Here is a 25,636-nt window from a genome sequence, read left to right on the forward strand (position 1 = left end):
TCATGAAGGCGTACATCGTCGGTGTCGGAATGACGAAGTTCGAGAAGCCCGAGACACGCGACTGGCAGTACTGGGACATGGCGAAGGAAGCCGGGACGGCGGCGCTCACCGATGCCTCGGTCGCGTACGAGCAGATCCAGCAGGCCGTCGTCGGCTACTGCTTCCAGGCCTCCACCGCCGGTCAGCGCGCCGTCTACGAACTCGGCCTGACCGGAGTGCCCGTCTACAACGTCAACAACAACTGTGCCACCGGCTCCACCGCGCTCATGATGGCCCGGCAGTTCGTCGAGGGCGGCGGCAGCGACTGCGTCCTCGCGCTCGGCTTCGAGAAGATGGCGCGCGGCGCGCTCGGCGGCGGTGGTGCGGACGGCGGTGCCGCGGACTTCAGGACATCACCCGTGGCCCGGCACTACGGGATCATGGCCGCCGCCCACGGCTTCGGGGCGAGCCCGCCCACCGCCCAGATCTTCGGCAACGCGGCCCGCGAACACATGGAGCGGTACGGGACGACCGAGGCCCAGCTCGCCGCCGTCGGCGCCAAGAACCACCGGCACTCGGTGAACAACCCCTACGCCCAGTTCCAGGATCCGTACACGGTCGAGGAAATACTCGCCGCGAAGACCATCCACCGCCCGCTGACCAAACTCCAGTGCTCGCCCACCTCCGACGGATCGGCCGCCGCCGTCGTCGCATCGGAGCGCTTCGTCGAGAGCCACGGCCTGGGCGACCGGGCGGTCGAGATCGTCGCCCAGGCCATGACCACCGACACCGGCGACTCCTTCGCCTCCGGTACCTGCATCGACGCCGTGGGACAGCCGATGTCGCGCGCCGCCGCCCAGCAGGTCTACGGGGCTTCGGGACTCTCGGCCGCCGACCTCGACGTCATCGAGCTGCACGACTGCTTCTCCATCAACGAACTCCTCACCTACGAGGCGCTCGGGCTCTGCGGCGAGGGCGAATCCGGGAAGCTCGTCAAGTCCGGGGCCACCACGTACGGCGGCCGGTGGGTGGTCAACCCGTCCGGCGGGCTGATCTCCAAGGGCCACCCCCTCGGCGCCACCGGCATCGCCCAGGCCGCCGAACTCACCTGGCAGCTGAGGGGCGAGGCACAGGGCAGGCAGGTGAAGGACGCACGGATCGGCCTGGCCCACAACATCGGGCTCGGCGGGGCGGCGGTGGTGACGTTGCTGCGGCGGTAGCCGGAGCCGCGTGCCTGGTCCCGATACCGGATGATACGGGGTGAAGGGTGCCTGCGAATATGACACCCATGGTTGACGTCACGACGCCCACGGCTCTGCGAAGCCGGCGAAAGCCCCCCGCCTGGGCGGTGGTGCTCGCCGCCTGCGTCGGCCAGTTCCTCGTCATACTCGACGTGTCCGTCGTCAATGTGGCGCTGCCGTCCATGCGGTCCGACCTGGGACTGAGCGCCGACCAGCTGCAGTGGGTCCTCAACGCCTACGCGATCGCGTTCGCCGGGTTCATGTTGCTCGGCGGGCGCGCCGCCGACATATACGGCCGCAAGCGGATGTTCCTGGTGGGGCTCGGTCTGTTCACCGCCGCCTCGCTCGTCGGTGGATTCGCGCAGGAGGGCTGGCAGTTGCTGGTCGCCCGCGCCGCGCAGGGGCTCGGCGCAGCCGTGCTGTCTCCGGCGACCCTCACCCTGCTCACCGCCGCCGTGCCCGAGGGGCCGGCCAGGACCAGGGCGATCGGTACCTGGATGGCGGTCGGTGCGGGCGGTGGCGCGGCGGGGGGACTGATCGGCGGGGTGCTCACCGATGTCCTCTCCTGGCGCTGGGTCCTGCTGATCAATGTGCCGTTCGGCGTGCTCGTCCTGGTCGGGGCCACGGTCTGGCTGGCGGAGAGCCGGGCGTCCGTACGCCACCGGATCGACTGGCTGGGTGCCGTGCTCGTCACGGTGGGGCTGGCAGCCCTCTCGTACGGCATCGTGCAGACCGAGCAGCAGGGCTGGACCGCGGCGGCGACCCTGGTGCCGCTGCTCGGCGGAGTGGCGCTGCTGGCCCTGTTCGTCCTGGTGGAGGCCAGGACGCCGGTGCCGCTGATGCCGCTGCGGGTGCTGGGTGCGCGGGCGGTCGCCGGAGCCAACGTGGCGATGATTGTGATGGGCTCCGCCACGTTCTCGATGTGGTACTTCATGACCGTGTACGCGCAGTCGGTACTGGGCTACCCGCCGATGAAGGCCGGACTCGCCCTGCTGCCCACTTCGTTGGCCGTCGTCCTCGGTTCCACGCTCGCACCGCGGATCATGGCGCGCATCGGTGCGAAGAACCTCGTCCTGTTCGGCCTGGCGATCACCGCCACGGGCTTCGGCTGGCAGTCCACGATGAGTGCCGACGGCTCGTACTTCACCTCGATCTGCGGGCCCGGCATCCTCATGATGGCCGGGTCGGGGCTTGCCTCCACCCCGCTCGCCTCCCTCGCCACTTCGGGCGCGGCGCCCGGGGACGCCGGTCTCGTCTCCGGCCTCGTCAACACCTCGCGCACGATGGGCGGTGCGCTCGGTCTCGCCGTACTCTCCACGGTCGCGGCGGCGCGCACGGCGGGTGGCACCGGGCCGGAGGAGCTCACGGCCGGGTACGCGCTGGCGTTCCGCACGGCCGGCACGGTGCTGCTGGGCGGACTGCTGCTGATGGCGCTGTGGCTGCCGCGCCACCCGAAGACTTCCGGCCCGGCCGGCGGCTGAGGCGGACTGCGTCCCCCCGGCCCCGGCAGAGGTGTGTGTACGGACTTCGCGATGACATACGTCATGGTTGGGCGGCCCGCCCCTCGGCCCGCCCATCGGCCCGCCCCGGAACCAGATCTGACACTACGTCAGCAGTAGCCTTCACAACTGCTGGGCGCTGCGTTATACATGGGGTCATCGGCTAGAACGCGTTCTAGAACGAGCGTGGCGGCCGGTCCCGCACGACCTCGGTGCGGCCGACGGTGCGGACGGTCGCGCCGAGGTCTTCCCACCATCAAGGAGCAGCTTCCCTATGCCCATTGATGCCGAAAAGGCTGTCGCCGCCGAACCCCGGTCCACCCGGATCAGCTGGGACCACAAGGACGTCCAGCTCTACCACCTGGGGATCGGCGCGGGAGCCGATCCCGACCGGGCCGACCCGGCCGTCGACCCCGGAGAGCTGCGCTACACCCTGGAGTCCCGGCTCCAGGTGCTGCCCTCCTTCGCCACCGTCGCGGGTGCGGGCATGGGCGTCGTCGGCGGACTCTCCTCGCCCGGCATCGACATCGACCTCGCCGCCGTCCTGCACGGCGGGCAGAGCGTACGGGTGCACCGGCCGATCCCCGTGAAGGGCAGCGCCGTCCAGACCTCGAAGGTCGCCGCGGTGTACGACAAGGGCAAAGCGGCCGTCCTGGTGCTGCGTACCGAGGCCGCCGACGACGAGGGCCCGTTGTGGACCAACGACGCCCAGATCTTCGTCCGGGGCGAGGGCGGCTTCGGCGGCGAACGCGGACCTTCCGCACGGGTCGCCTACCCCGCCATCGGCCCCGACCACGTGGTGGAGCGGCCGATCCGTCCCGACCAGGCGCTGCTGTACCGCCTCTCCGGGGACTGGAACCCGCTCCACGCCGACCCCGAGTTCGCCGCGCTCGCCGGCTTCGACCGGCCGATCCTGCACGGGCTGTGCACCTACGGCATGACGCTCAAGGCCGTCACCGACACGGTGCTCGGCGGCGATGTGACCCGCATCCGCTCCTACCGCACCCGTTTCGTCGGCGTGGTCTTCCCCGGCGAGACCCTCCGTATCCAGATGTGGACCGGAAAGAACGAGGTCCGGGTCGAGGTGAGAGCCGTCGAGCGGGACGACGCCCCGGTCCTCGGCGACACCTTCGTCGAACACTCCTGAACCGACTCCAAGAGATCCACAGGCCCATGAGGGGAGCCGCACCATGCGCGCAGCCGTACTGCACGAGATAGGTCAGGACAAACTGGAAGTCCTCGACGACGTCGAAGCGGTGGGCTTCGGCCCCGGCAAGGTCAGGCTCCGCATCCGGGCCACCGGACTGTGCCACTCCGATGTCTCCGCGATGAGCGGCGTACTGCCGCAGCCCGCCCCCTTCATCCCGGGCCACGAGGGCGCGGGCGAGGTCGTCGACGTCGGCGACGGCGTCACCGGGCTGAGCGCGGGGGACCGGGTGCTGGTCTGCTGGCTGCCCGCGTGCGGGGCGTGTCCGTCCTGCAAACGTGGCCAGACCCAGCTCTGCCTGGCCGGCTTCATGAACGCGGGCACCCCCAACTTCAAGCGCCCCGGTGGAGATGTCTTCGGCTTCGCGGGCACCGGAACCTTCACCGAGGAGGTCGTCGTCGGCGCGGGCTGCGCGGTGCCGATCCCCGACGACGTGCCGTTCGAGATCGCCGCGCTGATCGGCTGCGGGGTGACCACCGGGCTGGGCGCGGCCATCAACACCGCACAGGTGGAGGCCGGTTCATCGGTCGCCGTCATCGGCTGCGGCGGGGTCGGCATCTCCACGATCCAGGGCGCCAGGGTGCAGGGCGCCGCCCAGATCGTGGCCGTGGACCCGGTCGCGTCCCGACGCGAGGCGGCGCTTCGGTTCGGCGCGACCGAGGCGGTGTCCCCGGACGAACTCGCCGACGCCAAGCAACGGATCACCGCGGGCGAGGGCTTCGACTACGTCTTCGAGGTCGTCGGCAAGTCGGCCACCGCCCGCACCGCGTACGAGAACACCCGGCGCGGCGGCACCCTCTGCGTCGTCGGCGCGGGCGCGATGGACGACCACTTCCAGGTCAACATGTTCGAACTGTTCTTCGACGAGAAGCGGATCCTGCCCTCCATGTACGGGGGAGGCGATGTCCTTCGGTCGTACGAACGGGCCATCGCGCTCTGGCGGGCCGGCCGGATCGACCTCGAATCGATGATCACCCACCGGGTGCGGCTCGACGGCATCAACGACGCCCTCGACCAGATGAGGACCGGCGAGTCGCTGCGGACCTGCGTCGAGCTCTGACCGTTCCTGGGCAGTGAGCAGGAGTGAGTCCTGTCTCACCGGCACGCCCCGAACGGTGTTGGGCGCACTGGTCCTCCGCTTTCACGTCCTGGTCGGCGACGCATATCACGTATGCGGTCCGTCCCAGGTGGGCGGAATCCCTACGACCTGGCCATGTGGGTGTGGCCAAAGGCGACGGGGAGGCCCCGAACCATCACTCCGGTGATACGGGGGCCCCGACCGCTGACACCACACCCGGCGTCCCAGATCGCGATGCACACGTTACGCACACCCAGTCAGGCACAACCACAGACCGGAACACCGTTCACTCAATCGTGCCCGTGTTCGCCAAAACAAGGTACTGGAACAGCAGTTGTGAACCCCCACTGCTCCCTCCTGAGAGGCTCCGAGATTCCGATGTCACTTCCCCTGGACGGCATGTCCGCCATCGTCACGGGCGCGGGCCGCGGCCTCGGACGCGCCGAAGCGCTGGAACTTGCGGGGCTCGGCGCGTCCGTCGTCGTCAACGACTACGGGCAGCCGGGCCGTGACGGCTCCGGCGAGGCCTCCGCGACCCCCGCCGAGGAGGTCGCCGAGGAGATCCGGGCGGCGGGCGGCCGGGCGGTCGCGCACCTCGGCGACGTCTCCGACCACGAACAGGCCCGCGCCCTGGTGGAGCTGGCCGTCGACACGTACGGAAAGCTCGACATCCTGGTCAACAACGCGGGCATCCTGCGCGACCGGATGGTCTTTTCGATGACCGAGGACGAGTGGGACTCCGTCATCCGGGTCCACCTCAAGGGCCACTTCAACACCACGCACTTCGCCGCGTCGCACTGGCGCACCCGTTCCAAGGAATCCGGCGGCCCGGTCCACGGCCGGATCATCAACACCTCATCGGAGGCGTTCCTGGCCGGCTCGGCGGGCCAGCCGAACTACGCGGCGGCCAAGGGCGGCATCGTCGGCCTCACCACCTCCACGGCCCTGGCCCTGGCCAAGTACGGCGTCACCGCCAACGTCATCTGCCCGCGGGCCCGCACCCGGATGACCGAGGACGTCTTCGCGGGCTTCCAGGAACCGGCGGACGGCCGGCTCGACGCGCTCGCACCCGAGCATGTCTCGCCGCTGGTCGGCTATCTGGCCTCCCCGGCCGCCGCCAAGGTCAACGGACAGCTGCTCGTCGTGCACGGCGGAATGGTCGCGATCGTCGAACGCCCCAGGGTGGCGGCGAAGTTCGACTCGTCGAAGGAGACGTTCTCCTTCGACGAACTGGACGAGCTGATCTCCCCGTACTACGAGAACCGCCCGCCGAACGAGACCTTCGCCGCGGCGGAGGTGCTCGGCCTGAAACGGGGCTGACCACAACGGAAACGGGTGGGCCCGGCAGCCGATCGGCTGCCGGGCCCACCCGTCCCTCGTTGATTTTCCGCGCGGTCAGGCCGCCCGGCTGTCCCCTTCGGAGGGGCGGCGGTGGCGGCCGTGCGGCTGTGCTGCCGTGTCCTCCATCGACACACCGCCTCGGTGCTTTCCGGAGCCGCCGGCTTCGGCCCGTTTCGTGTCCGCCCCCGGCGGACGCGTCTGGGTCGTGTCGGTTCGGGCTTCAGACATGTGGGAAGTCACCCCGTTGTGATCGCTTACGTGTGTGTCACCAGGGCCGATCACGCCACCGCGACACGCCGCAGTCACCATCGGCGACCGCAACATACGGCTGCGTAGCCCAGACCCAGGATTTTAGCCAGGCGCCATGCGCCCCATGAGAGGCGCCTGCCCCAGAGGAATCGGCTTACACGCCGGAAGAGGCGCAGCGGCAGCGGACCGTTGCATACCGCTTTCCGGACCCGCTTCCGCTCCCGTTTCCGCGCCCGTTCCCGGACCCGGTTCCGCGCCGCGTTCCCCGTCCGCCGGTGCCTCCAGCAGTGCCACCCCGCACGCCACGTTCTCGTTGGCGTACGGAAGTCTGAGTACGCCGTCCCGGGTCCACACCCCGCAACCGGCCTGCCATCCCTCGGGGGCGGCGAGTTGATGCAACCGCCGCCCCGCCGGCCGCCACACCCCGACCCAGCTGCCCGCCGCGCCGTCGATCCGCAGGGCCACCGCGCAGCTCTCCGGCATCAGCATCTGCCCCGGCTGTACGGCGAACGGTGTCATCGCCACATCCGCCGGGCGCAGACACTCCGGGAAACGTACCGGCAGACAGCTGCCCAGCACCCCCCACCCGAGCCGGTCGCGCCCCGGCGCGTCCGAGCGGATCAGCAGCAGCCCGCTGTCCGCGTCGGCGAGCAGCAGCCGGTCGTTGCTGTCCGGTGCGATCTGCAGCAGCGGTGTCACCGCACCGCCCCGCTCCAGGTCCACGGCGATCGCCTTGACCGGGCCGCCGCCCGGCATCTCCCGGTCCAGGGCCAGTATCCGCCCCGCCCGGTCCAGCCAGACTCCGCCGGAGCAACGCCCCAAAACCTCCGCGACCCGCTCGGGGCCGAAGGCGCCGCCCGCCACCAGCCAGACGGTGGTGGAGTGCGCCCCGACCGACAGGGCGTACGCGCTCGCGCCGTCCGGTGACGGCGGCAGCAGGGTCAGATCCGCGGATTCGACGGCGCCGAGCGGGAGTTCACCGGTACCGGGGCCGGTCGGATAGAGCAGCGAGCACGCATGCCGGTCCGCGACCCGGCGCCGGATCAGCACCCGCCCGTCGGCCAGCGGCAGCACCTGTGAGTCCGGCTCCTCCGGCTGGTCCAGGGGGAGCGGCACGGCGTACGGCTCATGCCCGTCGAGCGTCCAGCGCTCCACGAACCACGCCCGGTCGGCCTCGTCGGGCGGCTCTGCGGCGACGTCGCGGAGGGCGAGCCGGGCCGCGTACGAACCGTCCGCGGCGATCGTGAACGCGGGCGGGACAAGGGCCGCCCCGGCGGGCGCACCCGGTTCATCCGGCGCACCGGTCTGCTCGGGTTCGCCGCCCCCGGCGACTGAGGCCGCCCCCGCGGCCTCGTTCTCGATGGCACAGGCAGTCATGGACTGGTCACCTCCGGCAACCGAAGCTAGTTTTCGCACTTCCTGCCGAACAATGCGAGACCCGCCTCTTCACACATAAGGGTGGCGATGCCCGGATTCGCCTGAGGGCAAGGGGGTGCCTGTGCTCGATGCGAAAGCGTCGCATAAGGTTAGGCACTCCTAAGTAACGCCTGAGTGACCTTCAACTGGAGCTAGTGATGTCCCTTCGTCGCCGCGGTATTGCCGCAGTCGGCCTGGCAGTGGCTGCCGCCCTCACCCTCTCGGCCTGCGGAAGCGGAGATGGCGGCTCGGGCGATTCCGCCAAGTCCGAGAGCGGTGGTGACAAGAAGGCGGCCGTCGCGACGGGCGGCGAGGACTTCGCCGACGCCGCGAAGAAGACGGCGGAGTACGGGACGGACGCCAAGGCCGGCGAGTTCCCCCGGACCGTCACTCACGCCATGGGCAAGACCGAGATCAAGTCCGCCCCCAAGCGCGTCGTCGTGCTGGACGTCGGCGAGCTCGACAACGTCGTCTCGCTGGGCGTGAAGCCGGTCGGCTACACCCCCTCCGAGGGGGACGAGGCCATTCCCTCGTACCTCAAGAAGGAGGCGGGCAACCCCAAGAGCGTCGGCACGATCAACAACCTCAACCTGGAGGCGATCGCCAACCTGAAGCCCGACCTGATCCTCGGCAGCCAGCTGCGCGCCGCCGACAAGTACGACGCGCTCTCCAAGATCGCGCCGACCGTGTTCTCCATCCGTCCGGGCTTCACCTGGAAGGAGAACTACCTCCTCAACGCCGCGGCGCTGGACAAGACCGCCAAGGCCGAGAGCCAGCTCGACGCCTACGAGGCGAAGGCGAAGAAGCTCGGCGAGGACATCGGCCCGGACAAGCCGACCATCTCCATGGTCCGCTACATGCCGGACCGGATCCGCCTCTACGGCAAGGCGTCCTTCATCGGCACCATCCTCGAGGACGTCGGTCTGCCGCGGCCCGAGAACCAGCAGATCAACGACCTTGCCGTGGAGATCAGCCCGGAGAGGATCGACGAGGCCGACGCCGACTGGATCTTCACCGGCGTCTACGGCGACGTGAAGGAAACCGAGCGCGACACCACCCAGTCCAACCCGCTGTGGAAGAACCTCGAGGCCGTCAAGAACGGCCAGGCCAAGGACGTCTCCGACGAGACGTGGTACCTCGGCCTCGGTGTCACGGCCGCGAACCTGGTCCTCGACGACCTCCGCGCCGACCTCGTGAAGTAACGATTCCCTGAGTCCTGTCGTCGGGCCGCCGTCCGCCGTGCGGCGTCCGGCACGCACGTTCCGGACGCCGCGCGGCTGCCCTCCGGGCGACGACGGCCCGACGACAGGACCCAGCAGGCTGTGGCCCGTTCTCACGGGTCGCCGAAGCCATGGGCGACGGGGCACGGAGGGCAGGTAGCCTTTCCTTGTGCCCCGTCTGTCTGAAGTCCTCGCCGAGCTCGACGCTCTCTGGCCGCCCGAGCGGGCCGAAGGTTGGGACGCGGTCGGCACCGTCTGCGGAGACCCCGACGCCGAGATCGACCGTGTGCTCTTCGCCGTCGACCCCGTCCAGGAGATCGTCGACGAGGCCCTCAAGCTCGGCGCCCAGCTGATCGTCACCCACCACCCGCTCTATCTGCGGGGTACGACGACGGTCGCGGCCGACACCTTCAAGGGCCGGGTCGTGCACACCCTCATCAAGCACGACATCGCGCTGCACGTCGCCCACACCAACGCCGACACCGCGGACCCGGGCGTCTCGGACGCCCTCGCCGGTGCGCTCGACCTGCGCGTCGAGGGACCCCTCGTACCGGATCCGGCCGACCCCAAGGGCCGTCGCGGTCTCGGCAGGATCTGCGTGCTCGACCATCCCGAGAGCCTGGCCGACTTCGCCGCCCGCGCCGCGGCCCGACTGCCCGCCACCGCGCAGGGCATCCGGCTCGCGGGCGACCCGGCGGCGACGGTACGCACGGTCGCGGTCAGCGGCGGTTCCGGCGACAGCCTCTTCGACGCGGTGCGCGCCGCAGGTGTCGACGCCTTCCTCACCGCCGACCTGCGCCACCACCCGGCCTCCGAAGCCATTCAGCACACCCCGCTCGGCCTGATCGACGCCGCACACTGGGCCACCGAATGGCCCTGGTGCGAACAGGCCGCAGCGCAGCTCGACGCGATTTCCGACCGCCACGGATGGGGCCTGCGGGTCCATGTCTCGAAGCAGGTCACCGACCCCTGGACCACCACCACCCACCACTCTTCTGGAGCCCCCAACTGAACGCCGCGCCCGCCGACCAGATCCGACTCCTCGACGTCCAGGCCCTCGACGTACGCCTGTCGCAGCTTGCCCACCGGCGCAAGTCGCTGCCCGAGCACACCGAGATCGAGTCGCTCACCAGCGACCTCGCGCAACTGCGTGACCTGCTGGTCGCCTCGCAGACCGAGGAGAGTGACACCGCCCGCGAGCAGACCAAGGCGGAGCAGGACGTGGACCAGGTGCGCCAGCGCGCCGCCCGCGACCAGCATCGCCTCGACTCCGGTGCGATCACCTCCCCCAAGGACCTGGAGAGCCTCCAGCGCGAGATCACCTCGCTGGCCAAGCGTCAGGGCGACCTGGAGGAGGTCGTCCTCGAAGTGATGGAGCGCCGCGAGTCCGCCCAGGAGCGCGTCACCGAGCTGTCCGACCGGGTCTCCGCAGTCCAGGCCAAGGTGGACGACGCGACCGCCCGCCGTGACGCCTCGACCAAGGAGCTCGACGAGGAGGTTGCGACCGTCACCAAGGAGCGCGAGCTCGTCGCCGGTTCCGTCCCCGCGGACCTGCTGAAGCTGTACGACAAGCTCCGCGTCCAGCAGGGCGGGGTCGGCGCCGCCCGCCTCTACCAGCGCCGCTGCGAGGGCTGCCGTCTCGAACTGAACATCACCGAGGTCAACGATGTGAAGGCGGCCTCCCCGGACACCGTCCTGCGCTGCGAGAACTGCCGCCGCATCCTGGTCCGTACGTCGGAGTCGGGCCTGTAATGACCCAGCCGCGCCAGTTCGTCATCGAGGCCGACGGCGGCTCCCGGGGCAACCCCGGGCCCGCCGGTTACGGCGCGGTCGTCATCGACCCGGTGACGGGGGAGACCCTTGCCGAGGCCGCCGAGTACATCGGCGTCGCGACGAACAACGTCGCCGAGTACAAGGGCCTCATCGCGGGACTGAAGGCGGCGAAGGCGCTGGTGCCGGACGCCTCGGCGGGCGGTGCGCTCCAGGTACGGGTCCGGATGGACTCCAAGTTGGTCGTGGAACAGATGTCGGGCCGGTGGAAGATCAAACACCCCGACATGAAGCCGCTCGCGGCGGAGGCCGCCAGGATCCTGCCGGCCTCCGCCGTCACGTACGAGTGGATCCCGCGCGAGAAGAACAAGCACGCGGACCGGCTCGCAAACGAGGCGATGGACGCGGGCAGGCGTGGCAAGCAGTGGGAGCCGTCGTCGTCGACGGCCGGCCTCGACATTCCCCGACCCTCGACGACTGCTGACCTGCCGCCGGTCTCGGGCCCGCCCGGAGACGCGGCAGCGGGCGCGGCCAGGGCCCGCGCCGCCCTGGCCTCCCGGCCGGGGACCGGAACGGGCGCGGCATCGGCCGCAGCCACGGCCACGGCTCCGGCATCTTCGGCCGCGCCCCAGGTGGGCTGGGCCGCGGCGCCCGATCTCGGCGCGCCCGCCACCTTCGTGCTGCTCCGGCACGGCGAGACGGCCCTCACCCCCGAGAAGCGGTTCTCGGGCAGCGGCGGCAGCGACCCCGAACTCTCGGCGACCGGCCGCCACCAGGCCGAACGCATCGCCCAGTCGCTGGCCGCCCGCGGCACGATCGAGGAGATCGTCAGCTCCCCGCTGCGCCGCTGCCGCGAGACGGCGGCCGCGGTGGCGGCCCGGCTCGGCCTGGAGGTCCGGATCGAGGACGGCCTGCGCGAGACGGACTTCGGCGCCTGGGAGGGGCTGACGTTCGCCGAGGTGCGTGAGCGTTACGGCCCCGACCTGGACGCCTGGCTCGCCTCCACGAAGGCCGCCCCCACCGGGGGCGGCGAGAGTTTCGCCGAGGTCACCCGACGCGTCGCGGCTGCCCGGGACCGCCTCACCGCCCGCTACGCGGGCCGCACGGTCCTCCTGGTCACCCATGTGACGCCGATCAAGACCCTGGTCCGGCTGGCGCTGGGCGCCCCGCCGGAAGCCCTGTTCCGTATGGAGCTCTCGGCGGCCTCGGTGTCCGCGGTGGCGTACTACTCGGACGGGAATGTGTCACTGAGGCTGCTGAATGACACGTCGCATCTGAGGTAGGGGGCAGCGGCCCCCGAACCCTGCCTGACCCCCGAACCGGCGTCCGACCGCCGGAACCTGACGCCCGGAACTGGCGTCCGACCGCCGGAGCCTGACACCCGGAAACGGCGCCTGACACCCGGAACTGGCTTCAGATTCCCGGCCCCCGGAATCGGCCCCCGACCCCCGGCGCCCGACCTCCGCCTCCCGGAACCGGCCCCCGACCCCCGGCGCCCGTCAGCCGCGCAGCGCCGCCGCCTCGCTCGCCAGCCGCTCCACCCGCGCCCAGTCCTTCGCCGCCACCGCGTCCGCCGGGATCATCCAACTGCCGCCCACGCAGCCTACGTTGGGCAGAGTCAGATAGGACGGCGCGGAGGCGAGCGAGATGCCGCCCGTGGGGCAGAACCGGGCCTGCGGCAGCGGCGAGGAAAGCGCCTTCAGGTACGCCGTGCCGCCCGCCGCCTCGGCCGGGAAGAACTTCATCTCGGTGACCCCGCGCTCCAGCAGCGCGACCACCTCGGACGTCGACGAGACGCCCGGCAGGAACGGCACCCCCGTTTCCTTCATCGCGTCCAGCAGCGTGTCCGTCCAGCCGGGGCTGACCAGGAACCGGGCCCCCGCGGCGACGGTGTCGGAGACGTTCCGTACGGAGATCACCGTGCCGGCCCCCACCACCGCGTCCGGCACCTCGGCCGCGATGGCCTTGATCGCATCCAGTGCCGCGGCGGTGCGCAGCGTCACCTCGATGGCCGGGAGCCCGCCCGCGACCAGGGCCCGGGCGAGCGGCACCGCGTCGGCGGCGTCCTCCAGGACGACAACGGGGACGACGGGGGCAAGGTCCAGTACAGAGGAGGTCATGCGCTCATCTTGCCGCGACCACCGCAGAGTACGCAACGAGCGTTGCGCATGTTGCAACGCGAAGGCTTTCCCGGTTCAGTGGATCTCGGTCACCACGACATCGAGCGACCACGCCCGCCCGGCTCGTGCGGGGGCCTCGGCCTCCACCGCGTACCCGAGCTCCCGCAATATCTCCACCAGCTCCGCGGGCCCCTTCGGTCGTGCGCCCGCCAGCAGCAGATCACGGACCATCCGCCCCTTCGTCGCCTTGTTGAAGTGGCTGACCACGGACCGCTTCTCGACCCCGTCCACCATCTGGGAGTGCAGCACCCGCACGCTCGCCGTGCGCTCGGCCACCTCACCCTTCGGCTTCCAGGCCGCGGTGTACGCGGAGGACCGCAGGTCCAGGACCAGCCCGTCCCCGGCCGCCTCCGGCATGACCTCCGCCATCGGGTCACGCCAGTACGCCCCGAGCGCGCCCAGCCCCGGCAGCTTCACACCCATCGAGCAGCGGTACGAAGGAATCCGGTCGCCCACCCGCACGGCGCCCCACAGCCCGGAGAAGACCAGCAACGACCTCCCGGCCCGCCGCCTGGCCGCCGTGTCCAGGGACGCCAGATCCAGGGCGTCGTACAGCACCCCCGTGTAAATCTCCCCGGCCGGACGCGTACCCGCCGTCCGCAGCTCGACGTTCTTCGCGATCTCGCCGCGCAGCCCCTCGCTCAGCCCGAGCACCTCGCGGGCCTTCTCCTCGTCCGCCGCGCACAGCTCGACCAGCTCGTCGAGGACCGCGGCCCGCGCCGCAGCCAGGCCCGGCAGCGACAGCGACTCCGGCTTCAGGGGTGCTCCGCGCCCCGACGCGGCCTTTCCTTCGGAGGGCGGCAACAGCACGAGCACGGCGGTTCTCCTTCGTACGTACGCACAGGTAGACGGGCTGAGGAGGCCCGCGCACCAGCGTACGGGGGCGTCGGTGCCGGACCCGGGCCTGCCCGGCGGATCGAGGTCGGCACCGCCCCTGATCCGCCGAACCGGCCCCGGCCAGTCACCCGGGATGCCGCCCGGCCCTCCCCGCCATACGCTCGGTCCATGCCCCGCCGCCATCTCCATATGACCGGGCCGGCCGACACCCCGTTGAGGGTGGCCCTGCACAAGCTGCGCACCGAGCTCGAACTGCCCCACGGCTTCCCGCCCGACGTCCTCGCCGACGCGGAGCAGGCGGCGAGGGCCCCGGCGGTCTCGGCCCACCAGGACGCCACGGATTTGCCGTTCTTCACCATCGACCCGCCCACATCGACCGACCTCGACCAGGCCATGCACCTCGAACGCCGCCGCCACGGCTTCCGCGTGCACTACGCCATCGCCGATGTCGCCGCCTTCGTACGACCCGGCGGCGCACTCGACACCGAGGCGCACCGCCGGGTGACGACCCTCTACTTCCCCGACGGCAAGGTGCCGCTCCACCCCACCCTGCTCTCCGAAGGCGCCGCCAGCCTCCTTCCCGGACAGACGCGCCCCGCCCTGCTCTGGCAGATCGACCTGGACGCCGACGGCAGCGCGGTCGCCACCTCGGTACGCCGGGCCCTCGTCCGCAGCCGCGCCAAACTCGACTACGCGGGCGTCCAGCGGCAGATCGACACAGGCGCTGCCGAAGAGCCCCTGGCCCTGCTCCGGGACATCGGACGGCTCCGCGAGGAGCAGGAGGTCGCCCGCGGCGGGATCTCCCTCAATGTGCCCGAGCAGGAGATCGTCGAGCGCGACGGCACATACGGCCTGGACTACCGCGCCCCGCTGCCCGCCGACGGCTGGAACGCCCAGATCTCCCTCCTGACCGGCATGGCCGCCGCCCGCCTCATGACGGAGACCGGCACCGGCATCCTGCGGACCCTGCCGGTCGCCCCGGACGGCGCCGTGGCCCGGCTCCGGCGCTCGGCCGAGGCGCTGCACATCGACTGGCCGCACCATGTCCCGTACGCCCAGGTCGTCCGCTCCCTCGACCCGAGGAAGACCAACCACGCCGCGTTCCTCCAGGAGTGCACCACCCTGCTGCGCGGCGCCGGCTACACCGTCTTCGACCACGGTGAACTCCCCACCCCCGCCGTCCACGCCGCCGTCGCCGACCTCTACACGCACTGCACCGCCCCTCTGCGCCGCCTCGTCGACCGGTACGCGGCCGAGCTGTGCCTCGCCGCCGTCGCGGAACAGGACCCGCCCGAGTGGGTCCTCTCCGCACTGCCCGGTCTGCCGAAGGAGATGGCGGACGGAACCAGACGCGTCAACACGGTGGAGCGCGAGTGCGTCGACGTGGTCGAGGCCGCGCTGCTCAAGGACCGGATCGGTGAGGTCTTCGACGCCTACGTGGTCGACGTGAAGGAACAGGAGCCCACCACCGGCACCGTCCACATCGACGACCCGGCCGTCGTCGCCCGGGTCGAGGGCGGCACGACGGGGCTCCCGTTGGGGGAGCGGCTGCGGGTCAGGCTCGCGCAGGCGGATCCTGGCTCGGCGAAGGTCCTCTTCGCCCCCGCGTGAGCGCGGCGACGGCGGCACCCGGATCATCCGCATGGAACCGCACCGTCCGCGCCCACCCGCGCTTCCCGAGCGGCCGCACGAACGCCACCGGACCGACCAGTTCCACGGTCACCGTCGTCTGACCGCCCACGACCAGGTCGAGCACCCCGTCCGCTCCCGGCCGCACCGGCCCGCCCTGGGGAAAACGCCGCTCCACCCGCGCACCGGCGACCGCCCCGGCGGGAACCCGCAGGTCGAACAGCCCGCCGTAGCGAATCCGCAGCGCCCCGTCGGCTTCTACCACATGCGGCCGGGTCACACACGCGGCATGGAGGGCGAGGACCAGGACCACCCCATACACATCGAGCACGAGCAGAACCCTGTGCACGACCGGCCACGGGATCAGCAGCGCCAGCATCACCGTCTCGACCACAGAGACGAAGACCAGGCCGTACATCATGGCGGTCTGCGGCCCGGAGTACGGGACGGCAAGGGCGCCCTCCGGCACGCCGTGACGCCTCCGCAGCACCCACAGCCCGAGACTGTGCAAGGCGCGCACCTCGTGGGCGACGAGACGGCGCACCTTCTCGGGCAGGACGGTACGGAGCGCCGCACCCATCGCCTCCCGCCGCCCGGCACCCGCGCGTCGGCCCACGAGCCAGAGCCGCCACAGCACCACGCCCTCGAACCCGAGCGCGGCGACCACCAGGGCCTCGGCACCGAGCAGAACCGCACCCGGTATCCGGACCCCCGCCAACAGGCAGCCGCCCAGAACCAACTCGACAGCCGGCACAGCCCCCACGGCATACCGCGCCATCCGCACGCTCATCCTGTTCTCCTCCCCACCATGCGTACAGTCAGGGCCGTCATCACCCGGCGCACCACCTCGGCCTGCGCGGGCGCGTAGTCGTCGAGCAGGGCCTGACCGAACCCCGTCATGACCGGCCCGCCGGAGGGGATCGCCGCCAGCACCTCGTCCGGCACGGCGGCGGCCAGATCGACGGCGAGCGGAGCGATCCGCGGATCGTCCACGGGCGCCGCGGCCAGTGCGTCCAGCCGCTCGTACAGCGCATGCACGGCCGGGTCCTCGGCCAGCGGCCGCAACGCGGCGTAGAGCTCACTGCCGCCGCCCGCCGTGTCCAGCAGCACCAGGTGCTCGCGGTCCTTGTCGGCCATCGGGGAGCCGGTGGCCGGAGCCGTGCCCAGCAGTTCGGCCAGCGCGGGCGATACGGGCTCCTCGGCGCTCACCGGGCGGTCCAGCAACCGGGCCAGCCGACGCCGCCGCTCCCGGATCTCGTTCTCCTGCCGGGCCAGATCGGCATCCAGCTCGACCAGTACCTCGACGAGTTCGCGCCCGGCGTCGTCGACGAGGACATCCCGTACCTCGTCCAGACCGAGACCGAGCTCGGTGAGCCGCCGGATCCGGGCCAGCACCACGGCGTCGCGCACGCTGTAGGCGCGATAGCCGTTGGCCCGTCGGCCGGGCTCCGGAAGCAGCCCGATGTGGTGGTAGTGCCGGATCGTCCGCGAGGTGACCCCGACGAGGCCGGCTATCTCTCCGATGCGCATGGGCCCAGTAGAAACGTTGACGCAACGGCAGGGTCAAGCGCTCATCGCACCCGTCCGCATCTGACAACTTCGCGCCATCCTGTGCCACGATCGAAGGAAGTACTCCCATCTCATGGACGGCTGATCCACTGATGTCCCAATCTGGCGAGCGACCGAGGAAGGGGCGTGACATGACTGCCATGCCGCACGAACCGCTCACGCAGGCGGACGTCCTGCTGGAGGGCTTCCTGGCGCTGGATACGCCGGAGGGCTTCCGGGCCGAGCTGATCGAGGGGGAGATTGTCGTGACGCCGCCGCCGGACGGGGACCACGAGCACTACATCAGCCTGATTCTGAAGCAGGTGATCAGGCTCGCCCGGACCGACATGGACTTTTCCGGGAACAAGGGACTGAAACTGAACAGCGGCGGCAGCTGTCCCAAGAACCACGTCATCCCCGACGGCACCTTCGCCCCCACCGAGCTGCGTCTGTACCGGGGAGCGGACCCCTGGATGCCGTGTGAGGGGGTGGCCCTCGTCGTCGAGGTCACCTCGACCAAGCCCCGGGCCGACCGCACGGACAAGCGTCACTGCTACGCCCGAGGACCCATCCCGCTCTACCTCCTGGTCGACCGTGAGGAGTCCTCGGTGACGCTGTTCAGCGACCCCGAAGGGGACGACTACCGTCAGCACTGCACGATCCCGTTCGGTAAGCCGCTTCCCCTTCCCGCTCCGTTCGCCTTCGACCTGGAGACCGAGGCGTTCATCTGAGCCACCCCGTCCAGCGCCCCCGGCCAGGCGGGTAGCATGGTCGGCACGGCAGACGAGCCGGGCGGACGGCCGCGTGGGGATCCTCGGATCTCCCCGAGGAACGTCCGGGCTCCACAGGGCAGGGTGATGGCTAACGGCCACCCGGGGTGACCCGCGGGACAGTGCCACAGAAAACAAACCGCCGGGGACTTCGGTCCTCGGTAAGGGTGAAACGGTGGTGTAAGAGACCACCAGCGCCTGAGGTGACTCAGGCGGCTAGGTAAACCCCACCCGGAGCAAGGTCAAGAGGGGCCGTCGCAAGACAGCCCTGCGCGAATGTTCGAGGGCTGCCCGCCCGAGTTCGCGGGTAGACCGCACGAGGCCGGCAGCAATGCCGGTCCTAGATGGATGGCCGTCTCCCCGGCCGCCGCGAGGCGACCGGGCGACAGAACCCGGCGTACAGCCCGACTCGTCTGCCACTACGCCTCCAGCTCGGGTCAGAGGGGTGTACCGCCCTGACGTGCACCGCCCCGGTCGAATCCCGGTGGAATCGAGCTGGATTGCGCGCGCAGGTCGTTGCACGGACCGGCGCACCCTCGCACCGCGATGACCAGCCTTAAAACACCGGTGAGTCCGGCACCTCAGGGGCGGCATTGGTCCAGTGACCGGTTCGGTGCCGGCCTCTGGGCGCGTCGCATGGCCCGGAGGAGAAGTTGGCCCGGCTGCGCGAAAGAACGGCAGTTGGAGCGGGAGATCCTGCGCCGGGCAGTTGATCACGGTGACCGTGTCGTCGTCGAGTTCGGCCGGAACCCGGAGGGCATTCGCGTCCGCAGCGATCGATGCGACAGGCGTGGGAGCCTCGCTCCAACTCGCCGCCCCGCCCGCGTTGTGCTCGGAGGCCGTTGCGCGAAAGTTCGGCGGAGGACGAGTTCGCCATTCCGCCACGATCTTGCGTAAAGCCCAATTAAGATCGCGGGCAAGGCGGTTCTCCGCATCTCTATGTACTCCCTCATGAGCAGGGCATCAGGCCCTTCAAACGCTGAGAGCAGGGGATGACACCTACGAATGAACAAGCAAAGGGAGCCGCGCCCGAGCCGCGTCGGCGGCGGCCGGGCGTGCTCGGTCGCCGCACCGTTGGCTGCCTGGCCGCGCTCGCCTTGGGAATCGGTAGCGGCTCGTTAGCCATGGCGCCTGCGGCGCACTCGCAGGCGGGGGACGGATCGGTGACGGTCCGGGTGATCCGGGCCGTGGACAACAGCGGCGTGTGGAAACCCGCGCTGGAACCGGGCATCGCGGGCGTCAAGGTGACCCTCACCGACGACGCCGGGGCGGGCATCGAGGGGGTCACGGCGGCCGACGGCACCGTGACGCTGACTCCGGCGGCGGGCGAGACCACCAGCGGCAAGTACCGGGTGCAGGTGGTGAATCCGAAGCCGGGTGTGCTGTTCCCGGCCTTCGCCTCGCGCCAGGGACTGGACGGTGCGCCCAACCAGTTGAGCAGCAATGAGGAGTTCGTCGACCTCTCCGGCGGGAAGAGCGTGGCGTACACCACCGGGCTGTGGAATCCGGGTGACTACTGCCAGAAGAACGCACCTCTGATGACGACCTGTCAGCCCACCACGCGCGAGGGCGGGGCTCAGCGCACGCTGGTCTCCTTCCCGTACGCCGCACGCGGCCAGGACGGCGTCGACGTCAACGTCACGAACATCGCCACCAACGCCGACACCGGCACGCTGTTCGGCATCGCGTGGAACAAGGCCGACAAGCGGGTGTTCTCCTCGGCCGTGGCAAAGCGCTCCACGGACTACGGTCCGGGTGGCGCCGGGGGGATCTATGTGACCGACCCCGCAGAGAAGAAGACCACGCTGTTCACCGTCGTCCCGGACGCGGGGACGACGGCGCACGGGTCGGGTACCGACGACGCCTTCCTTGCCGTACCGGGCAAGGAGAGCCTGGGCGGCATCAAGATCACCGATGACGGCAAGGACCTGTTCGTCGTCAACCTCAACAACCGCAAGCTGTACCGCTACGACGCCACGGCGGCGACCGCTTCGGCGCCGAAGGCTGTCTACGGCATCCCGGACCCGGGCTGTCCGGCAACCGGGGACTGGCGCCCCTTCGGCCTCGGCCTGCAGGACGGCGTCGGCTACCTCGGCGGCGTGTGCTCCGGCGAGTCCACCGGGAAGGTCTCGGACCTGCGCGCGGTGGTCCTGCCCTTCGACCTCGCCACCGGAGTGTTCCGCAAGGCGGTGCTGGACCAGCCGCTGGACTACCCGCGCCAGTCCACGGTTGGCGGTGGCCCATGCGACGGCGCGGGCTGGTTCCCCTGGACCAACACCTTCCCGACCTCCCAGAACGGACAGGCCTGCCGGAACTATCTGGCCCAACCCGAACCGGAGTTGGGCGAGATCGGCTTCGAGGCCGACGGCTCCATGCTGCTGGCCTTCCGCGACCGCTTCGGCGACCGCGCCCCGGCCGGTCCCACACCCAGCACACCCGGCAACGTCATGTCAGGCGGCGACCTGAACAAGGCATGCCTGGCGGGCGGGGTGTACGTGATGGACACCAACAACGGCTGCGGGCTTTCCACCCGGGGAACCCGCTTCTTCGATACCAGCCGGATGGGCTCCCACCACAACGCGGGCTTCGCGGGCATGGCGCTCTCCAAGGTCGAGAACACCATCGCGACCTCCGGCTTCGACACCAACAGCACCGCCTTCGGGTACGGCACCGCCTTCGTTCAGCGCGACGGAAAGCAGGACCCGAAGGGCGGCCTGCGCCTCAACCCGCCCGGCTCCGTGGCCCCGTTCGGCAAGGGCGCCTCGATGGGTGACCTGGAGGTGCTCTGTGACCAGGCCCCGCTGCAGATCGGCAACCGGGTCTGGTACGACCCCGAACGCAAGGGCATCCAGAACCCGGGCCAGCGCCCGGTCGTCGGCGCGACCGTCCACCTCTACGACGAGTCGGGCAAGCAGGTCGGCACGACCAAGACGTCGGAGCGTGGTGAGTACTACTTCGACGACTCCAATGTCACCGGCGGCCTCAAACCCACCACCAAGTACACCATCCGGCTCGACAACCCGGCCGACTACGCCAAGGGCGGCCCGCTCCACCAGTGGGTGCCCACCGACGCGGATGTCGGCGACAACCATTTCATCGACTCCAAGGGCATCGTCCCGTCCGGCGCGAAGTACCCGGAACGGGCGCTGACCACCGGCGGGCCGGGAGAGAACGACCACACCTACGACTTCGGCTTCCGACAACAGGAGGGCGTGCTGCGCCTGGTCAAACACGACCAGGACGGCAAACCGCTGGCCGGGGCGAAGTTCCAGCTGTGGAAGGAGACGAACGGCTCCGAGGGCGTGCAGACCACCGGAACGACGCCGGATACGCAGGTCGGCAAGGCCTGCACGACCAAGGCCGAAGGCATCTGCCAGGGCAGCGGCACGCCGGGGACGTACTACTGGCAGGAAGTCAGCCCGCCAAAGGGATACGCGGTACCGGACGAGACGGTGTTCGGGCCGCTGGTGCTGACCTCCGACAACCTCGACGCCGGGGTCTCGGTGACAGCGGTCAACCGGCGGCTGCCCACCCCCACACCGACCACGTCGCCGACACCAACACCGACGACGCCGGTACCGAAAACACCGGGCACGCCGGCACCGCCCGCACCGGGCCCCGAGCCCGGCTCGCACCTGGCGGGCACGGGTATGAGCCAGGAGGTTTTGATGGCCCTGGCCGGCGCCGCCGCGCTCACCACCCTCGGCACGGCGCTGTTCGTGCTGATGCGCAGGCGAAGGGCGCTGCACCGCTAGCCCCCTAGCAGGGCAGCCGGCCTCGGTGACCCTCCGGGCCGGATCGGGCGGGTTCGCGGACCAGCGGTTCGCGAACCCGCCCTCCTGTGTGACCGACCGACGAGAGAAGGCGACTGCATGGCTCGGAAGAGGAAGACCGACGGCCGTACGCCGCGTCGGGCCCTCTGGTTCAGAACACTGATCGCGATCGCGGCGTGCGGCGCCGCCGCGGTCGGCCTGGCCGCCTATCGGACCCTCTCCGACGACACCACCACCGAGCGGCCGGTGACGATGGAGGAGGCGTCCAGGCTGGCGCTGTCGCGGCTGAATCTGCACCAGGCCAGTCCCGTGGCGGTGACCCTCACCGCCACCGAGGGCGGCGGAGTGGTGGTGCGGGTCAAAGGGGTCGTGGACTACCGAACCCACCGGGCCGTGGGGACTTACCAGGTCACCGGGGCCTCCGGATCCTCCGGGCCCTCCGGAACTTCCGGGCCCGCCGCCGGGCAACTGGACCACGGACTGATCGTCTGGGACACCGGCGGCCTCGGCCTGGCCCCCGCGCCCAAGGGCGACAACAGCCCGCCCTGGCAGCAGGCCGAGCACATCCCACGCTCGGGCTGGTCCGCGCGCTCCTACACGACCGATCCCCTGGACGCCGGGCTCCAGTTACTGATCGGGCTCGGCGCGGACCGCCCCGACAACCCGCTGTTGCTCGCGCAGTCCGGGGCTCGCTGGCTGGAGCGTGATCGCATCGACGGCCGCAGCTACGACCGGTTCGCCGGGCCGCGCGGCCAGGGCACCACACCCGGTGCGGGGCCCAACGGCGGACGGTCGCCGCTGACGTACTGGGTCGACGACGACGGCGGCCTGCGGCGGGTGACGATGCGGATGTCGGGCCTGGGGACTCCGACCGCCGTGGAGTTCTCCGGACGCGACGGCCGCGCGAAGCTTCCCGAGGCGCCATGGGGCACCGGCTGACCTCTCCGTGCCCATGCGCCCCGGCTGCCGCGGTTGCCGACGACCCTCCTCAACTCACCCTCCAGGGCGGCATGGTGAACGGAAGCCGAGTCCACCGGAGCACCGTGCTCAGCGCGAGTGCGGCACGGCGTCCGCGTCCTTCGGGAGCGGGTACGCGGCCGTGTCGACGGCCCCGGGCAGGCCGGTCGCCGGCCTGCCCGGGGCCGTCGGGTCCGGCATGGACGGCTGGGCGGGCGGGGCCGGCACCTTGCTGAACGGGACGCCGGGCGGCGCCTGCACAGGAGCTGTCCCGCCGCTGGGCAACGCTCCCCGACGGCGGGTGTCGCAGCCCGCGCGGCCCTCCAGGCCGTCCGGGCTCTGGGTGGCGGGCCGGTTGCCCGCGAAACAGTTGCCGGGGTCGGCCGAGGCCAGCACGAGGTCGGTGCCATTGCCGGTGGCGCGGTTGCCCTCGACGCGATTGCCGCTCGCCGGATGCCCCGGCGGGTCGGTGATGACCACTCCGGCCGCTCGGTTGCCCTGGACCAGGTTGCGCTGGATGCGGTTCCCGGTGCCACCGCCGATGCCGATGCCGATGCCGAAGCCCCCGTCCGCCTGCTCGGGCGTGTCGGAGGCGTTGTTGTCGGCGACCACGTTGCCCGCGATCACCGCGCCGTGCTGCGGGGCGAGGGCCTCCAGGGCATTGGAGTTGACTGTGACGCCGACCCGGTTGCGGGCGACGAGGTTGCCCAGCACCGACAGGCCGTCCGAGGCATTGGTCATTTCGATGCCGACCGCGTTGCGCTCCACGGTGTTGCCGCGGACGACGGTGTTGCAGGGCTTGCACTGGCCGACGTAGATGCCGGAGTCGGCGTGCCCGGAGGCGTAGGAGTCCTCGATCACGCCGTCGCGCGCGTCAAAGGCGTAGATGCCGTACAGGCCGTTGTTGTACGCCGTCACCCGGGTGGCGCGGAAGCCCCGGACGGCAGGGAAGCGGGAGGTGTCCAGCGGGTCGTAGGCGGAGCCGCCGGCGCCGCGCTGTTGCAATCGCTCGTCGGTGACGCCGGTGAACAGCACGCCGTTGGCCAGGTAGCCGTGCACGGTGAGGTTCTCGACCACCGACCCGGCGCCGGTCACGGTGATGCCGTTGGCCAGACGCACACCGCCGTCGAAGACCACCTTGTTGCGGTCCGTTCCGCGGAGTACCACACGGGGCTTGGTGACGCGCACACTCTCCCGGTACACGCCCGGGCCGATCAGCACCGTCTCGCCCGCACGAGCGACGTCCACTGCCTGCTGCACCGAGGGGAAGTCCTGCGGAACGCGCAGCACGCTCCCGGCCGGATGCCGCGCGTCGGCGGACGTCGAGCCCGTTGTGGAGCACCCGGTGGCCGCCATCGTGATCGAGACGACCAGCACCGACAGACGCAGCGCCGCCCGGAAAGCCGCCGCCGGGACTGCCGAGCGGGTCAACAGGCTGTCTGCAGACAGGATTTGCATGGCAGATGTTTTATCGTCTCCAATAGGCGTATGCCCACCGAACAGGGAAATGCGCAGGATCCATTACGACCCGCGGCAACCGGTGTTGGGCGGCGCCGGGCACTGCTCGCAGCCGGAGCGGTGCTCGCCGCCGGGGTCGGCGCGGTGGCCGACGAACTGGCGAGAGACGACCGGACAGCCGGCCGTGCCACCACCGGCGCCGCGCCGACCGAGGCCGCGATTCCCTTCCACGGTGCCCGACAAGCATGTGTTACGGCGCCCCACCAACCGGCGACGCACCTGCTCTCTTTCGACCTCCCGCAGACCTCCGCCGCCACCGACCGGAAGACCCTTCGCAGCGTCCTCGACGCGCTGACCAGCACGCTCGCCACCGCAGCCTCCGACGCCCCGCCGGACCCGCGACTCCAGGGCGGCGGCGCGACCCGGCTCACCTCCCTGGTCGGCATCGGCCCCGCTCTCGCCACCCGGCTCGATCTCAACGTCCCCGCCTCACTGGGGGAGTTGCCGCCTTTCCCCGGCGACCGCCTCGACCCGCACCGCAGCAACGGCGACATCCTGGTCCAACTCTGCGCAGCCGACCGCTGGACGCTCACCATCGTCGCCGAACTTGCTGGCAAAGCCGCACACGCCGCCGGCGCCGTACCGCGCTGGACCCAGTCCGGCTTCCTGCCCCACACGGCCCCGGGCACCACCCCGCGCAACTTGTTCGGCTCCATGGACGGCACCGCCAACCCCGGTCACGCGGCGGCCGAGCAATGGGTCTGGGGCCCACCCGGGGCCCACGGGGACGGCACCGTTCTGGTCTACCGCAGGATCCGCATGGACGTCACCGGCTACGCGGCCCTCACCGAGGGCCAGCGGGACCGGGTGATAGGCCGCCGCGCCCGCGACGGCGTCGCCCTCAGCGGCACCGCCGAGCATGACGAGCCGGACATCTACGCCAAGAACCCCGACGGTTCCTACGTCATCCCCGCCACCGCCCATGTCCGTCTCGCCAGCCCCCGCTTCGACGGCGGCGCCCGTATGCTTCGCCGCAGCTACAGCTACGACGATGGCCCGACCGACCGCGGCCTTCTCTTCTGCGCCTTCATGCGCGACCCCGCCCAGTTCACCCGCGTCCAGGAGCGCCTGGCCGCCCGCGACGCCCTCAACCCGTTTCTCCAACACCGGGCCTCGGCCGTGGCTTACGTCCTGCCCGGCGCCGCACCCGCCGGGACTCTCGGCGAACAGCTCTGGACATGAAGTCGGCCTCGCTCCCTCCTCCCCACGGCCGGACCCCACCACGACCACCAGCCAAACAGTCACACTGCCTCTGGACCGTCGAGGTCCAGTGTCCACAATCAGGGGAAAGCCCCGGGTGGCAGCCCCTCGCTCAGGCGGCAGTGCGGCCACTGAACTGTGCCAGGCGTTCTCAACTGCGGGGACGGTTGACGCGCTTGGCCAAGACCGACTGGCCGGGCAGGGCGTCGTGGGCTTGCGGGATC

Annotated in this window: 20 protein-coding genes and 1 other RNA gene; 15 read left to right on the forward strand and 6 right to left on the reverse strand. The window is 70.9% G+C overall.

The features are described from left to right. Nucleotides 1–2 precede the first annotated feature (2 nt). The 5 genes from ACZ3IC_RS06880 (at nucleotide 3) to ACZ3IC_RS06900 (ending at nucleotide 6,324) form a co-directional block, all read left to right on the forward strand. Nucleotides 3–1,199 (forward strand): lipid-transfer protein, encoded by a 1,197-nt coding sequence (locus tag ACZ3IC_RS06880; RefSeq protein WP_467413361.1) that lies wholly within the window; start codon nucleotides 3–5, stop codon nucleotides 1,197–1,199. A gap of 59 nt (nucleotides 1,200–1,258) precedes the next feature. Next, nucleotides 1,259–2,701: an MFS transporter gene (locus ACZ3IC_RS06885; protein ID WP_467413363.1), complete on the forward strand. Its 1,443-nt coding sequence runs from the start codon at nucleotides 1,259–1,261 to the stop codon at nucleotides 2,699–2,701. Nucleotides 2,702–2,993: 292 nt separating this feature from the next. Further along, nucleotides 2,994–3,866, forward strand: coding sequence for a MaoC/PaaZ C-terminal domain-containing protein (locus ACZ3IC_RS06890; RefSeq protein WP_467413364.1), 873 nt, complete (start codon nucleotides 2,994–2,996; stop codon nucleotides 3,864–3,866). A 43-nt stretch (nucleotides 3,867–3,909) separates the two neighbouring features. Beyond that, nucleotides 3,910–4,986 carry a Zn-dependent alcohol dehydrogenase gene (locus ACZ3IC_RS06895; protein WP_467413365.1) on the forward strand — a complete coding sequence of 359 codons (1,077 nt, stop codon included), beginning with the start codon at nucleotides 3,910–3,912 and terminating at the stop codon, nucleotides 4,984–4,986. 396 nt (nucleotides 4,987–5,382) lie between these two features. Next, entirely contained in the window at nucleotides 5,383–6,324 is a 942-nt protein-coding gene (locus ACZ3IC_RS06900; RefSeq protein WP_467413367.1) for a 3-oxoacyl-ACP reductase, read from the forward strand. Between the two features lie 372 nt (nucleotides 6,325–6,696). On the opposite strand, the gene ACZ3IC_RS06905 is transcribed toward ACZ3IC_RS06900, so the two are convergent. After that, nucleotides 6,697–7,971, reverse strand: a complete 1,275-nt coding sequence (locus ACZ3IC_RS06905) for a hypothetical protein (protein ID WP_467413368.1) — start codon at nucleotides 7,969–7,971, stop codon at nucleotides 6,697–6,699. Nucleotides 7,972–8,168: 197 nt separating this feature from the next. On the opposite strand from ACZ3IC_RS06905, the gene ACZ3IC_RS06910 reads away from it, so the two are divergent. The 4 genes from ACZ3IC_RS06910 (at nucleotide 8,169) to ACZ3IC_RS06925 (ending at nucleotide 12,283) form a co-directional block, all read left to right on the forward strand. Continuing rightward, the gene (locus ACZ3IC_RS06910; protein ID WP_467413371.1) at nucleotides 8,169–9,212 is read left to right on the forward strand and encodes an ABC transporter substrate-binding protein; all 1,044 of its coding nucleotides are present in this window, start codon (nucleotides 8,169–8,171) and stop codon (nucleotides 9,210–9,212) included. 187 nt (nucleotides 9,213–9,399) lie between these two features. Further along, on the forward strand, nucleotides 9,400–10,242 hold the full coding sequence (locus tag ACZ3IC_RS06915) for a Nif3-like dinuclear metal center hexameric protein (protein ID WP_467413372.1): 843 nt from the start codon (nucleotides 9,400–9,402) through the stop codon (nucleotides 10,240–10,242). Continuing rightward, nucleotides 10,239–10,982, forward strand: coding sequence for a zinc ribbon domain-containing protein (locus ACZ3IC_RS06920; RefSeq protein ID WP_467414014.1), 744 nt, complete (start codon nucleotides 10,239–10,241; stop codon nucleotides 10,980–10,982). The genes ACZ3IC_RS06915 and ACZ3IC_RS06920 overlap by 4 nt, the downstream gene beginning before the upstream one ends. Continuing rightward, nucleotides 10,982–12,283 (forward strand): bifunctional RNase H/acid phosphatase, encoded by a 1,302-nt coding sequence (locus ACZ3IC_RS06925; RefSeq protein ID WP_467413373.1) that lies wholly within the window; start codon nucleotides 10,982–10,984, stop codon nucleotides 12,281–12,283. The genes ACZ3IC_RS06920 and ACZ3IC_RS06925 overlap by 1 nt, the downstream gene beginning before the upstream one ends. A 216-nt stretch (nucleotides 12,284–12,499) precedes the next feature. Here ACZ3IC_RS06925 and eda read toward each other — a convergent pair whose 3' ends face one another. Together eda and yaaA are read right to left on the reverse strand one after the other, a co-directional pair. Further along, entirely contained in the window at nucleotides 12,500–13,120 is a 621-nt protein-coding gene (eda, locus tag ACZ3IC_RS06930) for a bifunctional 4-hydroxy-2-oxoglutarate aldolase/2-dehydro-3-deoxy-phosphogluconate aldolase (RefSeq protein WP_467413376.1), read from the reverse strand. A 75-nt stretch (nucleotides 13,121–13,195) separates the two neighbouring features. Beyond that, on the reverse strand, nucleotides 13,196–13,996 hold the full coding sequence (yaaA, locus tag ACZ3IC_RS06935; RefSeq protein ID WP_467413378.1) for a peroxide stress protein YaaA: 801 nt from the start codon (nucleotides 13,994–13,996) through the stop codon (nucleotides 13,196–13,198). Between the two features lie 189 nt (nucleotides 13,997–14,185). On the opposite strand from yaaA, the gene ACZ3IC_RS06940 reads away from it, so the two are divergent. Continuing rightward, nucleotides 14,186–15,628, forward strand: coding sequence for an RNB domain-containing ribonuclease (locus ACZ3IC_RS06940; RefSeq protein WP_467413380.1), 1,443 nt, complete (start codon nucleotides 14,186–14,188; stop codon nucleotides 15,626–15,628). On the opposite strand, the gene ACZ3IC_RS06945 is transcribed toward ACZ3IC_RS06940, so the two are convergent. Next, nucleotides 15,573–16,436, reverse strand: a complete 864-nt coding sequence (locus ACZ3IC_RS06945) for a hypothetical protein (protein ID WP_467413382.1) — start codon at nucleotides 16,434–16,436, stop codon at nucleotides 15,573–15,575. The genes ACZ3IC_RS06940 and ACZ3IC_RS06945 overlap by 56 nt on opposite strands. Beyond that, nucleotides 16,433–17,176, reverse strand: coding sequence for a MerR family transcriptional regulator (locus ACZ3IC_RS06950; protein WP_467413384.1), 744 nt, complete (start codon nucleotides 17,174–17,176; stop codon nucleotides 16,433–16,435). Before ACZ3IC_RS06950 ends, ACZ3IC_RS06945 begins: the two co-directional genes overlap by 4 nt. Nucleotides 17,177–17,355: 179 nt before the next feature. Here ACZ3IC_RS06950 and ACZ3IC_RS06955 point away from each other — a divergent pair, with 179 nt between their 5' ends. From ACZ3IC_RS06955 to ACZ3IC_RS06970, 4 genes are all read left to right on the forward strand, one after another. Beyond that, nucleotides 17,356–17,925 (forward strand): Uma2 family endonuclease, encoded by a 570-nt coding sequence (locus ACZ3IC_RS06955; protein WP_467414016.1) that lies wholly within the window; start codon nucleotides 17,356–17,358, stop codon nucleotides 17,923–17,925. A gap of 53 nt (nucleotides 17,926–17,978) precedes the next feature. Then, an RNA gene (gene rnpB, locus ACZ3IC_RS06960) (RNase P RNA component class A) lies at nucleotides 17,979–18,380 on the forward strand. A gap of 747 nt (nucleotides 18,381–19,127) precedes the next feature. Continuing rightward, entirely contained in the window at nucleotides 19,128–21,719 is a 2,592-nt protein-coding gene (locus tag ACZ3IC_RS06965) for an SdrD B-like domain-containing protein (RefSeq protein ID WP_467413385.1), read from the forward strand. A 117-nt stretch (nucleotides 21,720–21,836) separates the two neighbouring features. After that, complete coding sequence (locus ACZ3IC_RS06970; RefSeq protein ID WP_467413388.1) at nucleotides 21,837–22,676, forward strand: hypothetical protein; 840 nt, start codon at nucleotides 21,837–21,839, stop codon at nucleotides 22,674–22,676. Nucleotides 22,677–22,784: 108 nt separating this feature from the next. Here the strand turns inward: ACZ3IC_RS06970 and ACZ3IC_RS06975 are convergent, their stop codons facing one another. Then, a complete protein-coding gene (locus ACZ3IC_RS06975; protein ID WP_467413390.1) occupies nucleotides 22,785–24,152 on the reverse strand; it encodes a right-handed parallel beta-helix repeat-containing protein in 1,368 nt (455 codons plus the stop codon). A 30-nt stretch (nucleotides 24,153–24,182) separates the two neighbouring features. On the opposite strand from ACZ3IC_RS06975, the gene ACZ3IC_RS06980 reads away from it, so the two are divergent. Further along, nucleotides 24,183–25,394: a Dyp-type peroxidase gene (locus ACZ3IC_RS06980; RefSeq protein ID WP_467413392.1), complete on the forward strand. Its 1,212-nt coding sequence runs from the start codon at nucleotides 24,183–24,185 to the stop codon at nucleotides 25,392–25,394. Nucleotides 25,395–25,636 lie beyond the last annotated feature (242 nt).

Source organism: Streptomyces sp. NPDC002958 (genome assembly GCF_055563255.1).

What these genes read in the sequence shown, in the direction of transcription:
- ACZ3IC_RS06880 (WP_467413361.1), top strand. Translation starts at nt 3, where the DNA reads ATGAAGGCGTACATCGTCGGTGTCGGAATGACGAAGTTCGAGAAGCCC.
- ACZ3IC_RS06885 (WP_467413363.1), top strand. Translation starts at nt 1,259, where the DNA reads ATGACACCCATGGTTGACGTCACGACGCCCACGGCTCTGCGAAGCCGG.
- ACZ3IC_RS06890 (WP_467413364.1), top strand. Translation starts at nt 2,994, where the DNA reads ATGCCCATTGATGCCGAAAAGGCTGTCGCCGCCGAACCCCGGTCCACC.
- ACZ3IC_RS06895 (WP_467413365.1), top strand. Translation starts at nt 3,910, where the DNA reads ATGCGCGCAGCCGTACTGCACGAGATAGGTCAGGACAAACTGGAAGTC.
- ACZ3IC_RS06900 (WP_467413367.1), top strand. Translation starts at nt 5,383, where the DNA reads ATGTCACTTCCCCTGGACGGCATGTCCGCCATCGTCACGGGCGCGGGC.
- ACZ3IC_RS06905 (WP_467413368.1), bottom strand. Translation starts at nt 7,971, where the DNA reads ATGACTGCCTGTGCCATCGAGAACGAGGCCGCGGGGGCGGCCTCAGTC.
- ACZ3IC_RS06910 (WP_467413371.1), top strand. Translation starts at nt 8,169, where the DNA reads ATGTCCCTTCGTCGCCGCGGTATTGCCGCAGTCGGCCTGGCAGTGGCT.
- ACZ3IC_RS06925 (WP_467413373.1), top strand. Translation starts at nt 10,982, where the DNA reads ATGACCCAGCCGCGCCAGTTCGTCATCGAGGCCGACGGCGGCTCCCGG.
- eda (WP_467413376.1), bottom strand. Translation starts at nt 13,120, where the DNA reads ATGACCTCCTCTGTACTGGACCTTGCCCCCGTCGTCCCCGTTGTCGTC.
- ACZ3IC_RS06940 (WP_467413380.1), top strand. Translation starts at nt 14,186, where the DNA reads ATGCCCCGCCGCCATCTCCATATGACCGGGCCGGCCGACACCCCGTTG.
- ACZ3IC_RS06945 (WP_467413382.1), bottom strand. Translation starts at nt 16,436, where the DNA reads ATGAGCGTGCGGATGGCGCGGTATGCCGTGGGGGCTGTGCCGGCTGTC.
- ACZ3IC_RS06950 (WP_467413384.1), bottom strand. Translation starts at nt 17,176, where the DNA reads ATGCGCATCGGAGAGATAGCCGGCCTCGTCGGGGTCACCTCGCGGACG.
- ACZ3IC_RS06955 (WP_467414016.1), top strand. Translation starts at nt 17,356, where the DNA reads ATGCCGCACGAACCGCTCACGCAGGCGGACGTCCTGCTGGAGGGCTTC.
- ACZ3IC_RS06970 (WP_467413388.1), top strand. Translation starts at nt 21,837, where the DNA reads ATGGCTCGGAAGAGGAAGACCGACGGCCGTACGCCGCGTCGGGCCCTC.
- ACZ3IC_RS06975 (WP_467413390.1), bottom strand. Translation starts at nt 24,152, where the DNA reads ATGCAAATCCTGTCTGCAGACAGCCTGTTGACCCGCTCGGCAGTCCCG.
- ACZ3IC_RS06980 (WP_467413392.1), top strand. Translation starts at nt 24,183, where the DNA reads ATGCCCACCGAACAGGGAAATGCGCAGGATCCATTACGACCCGCGGCA.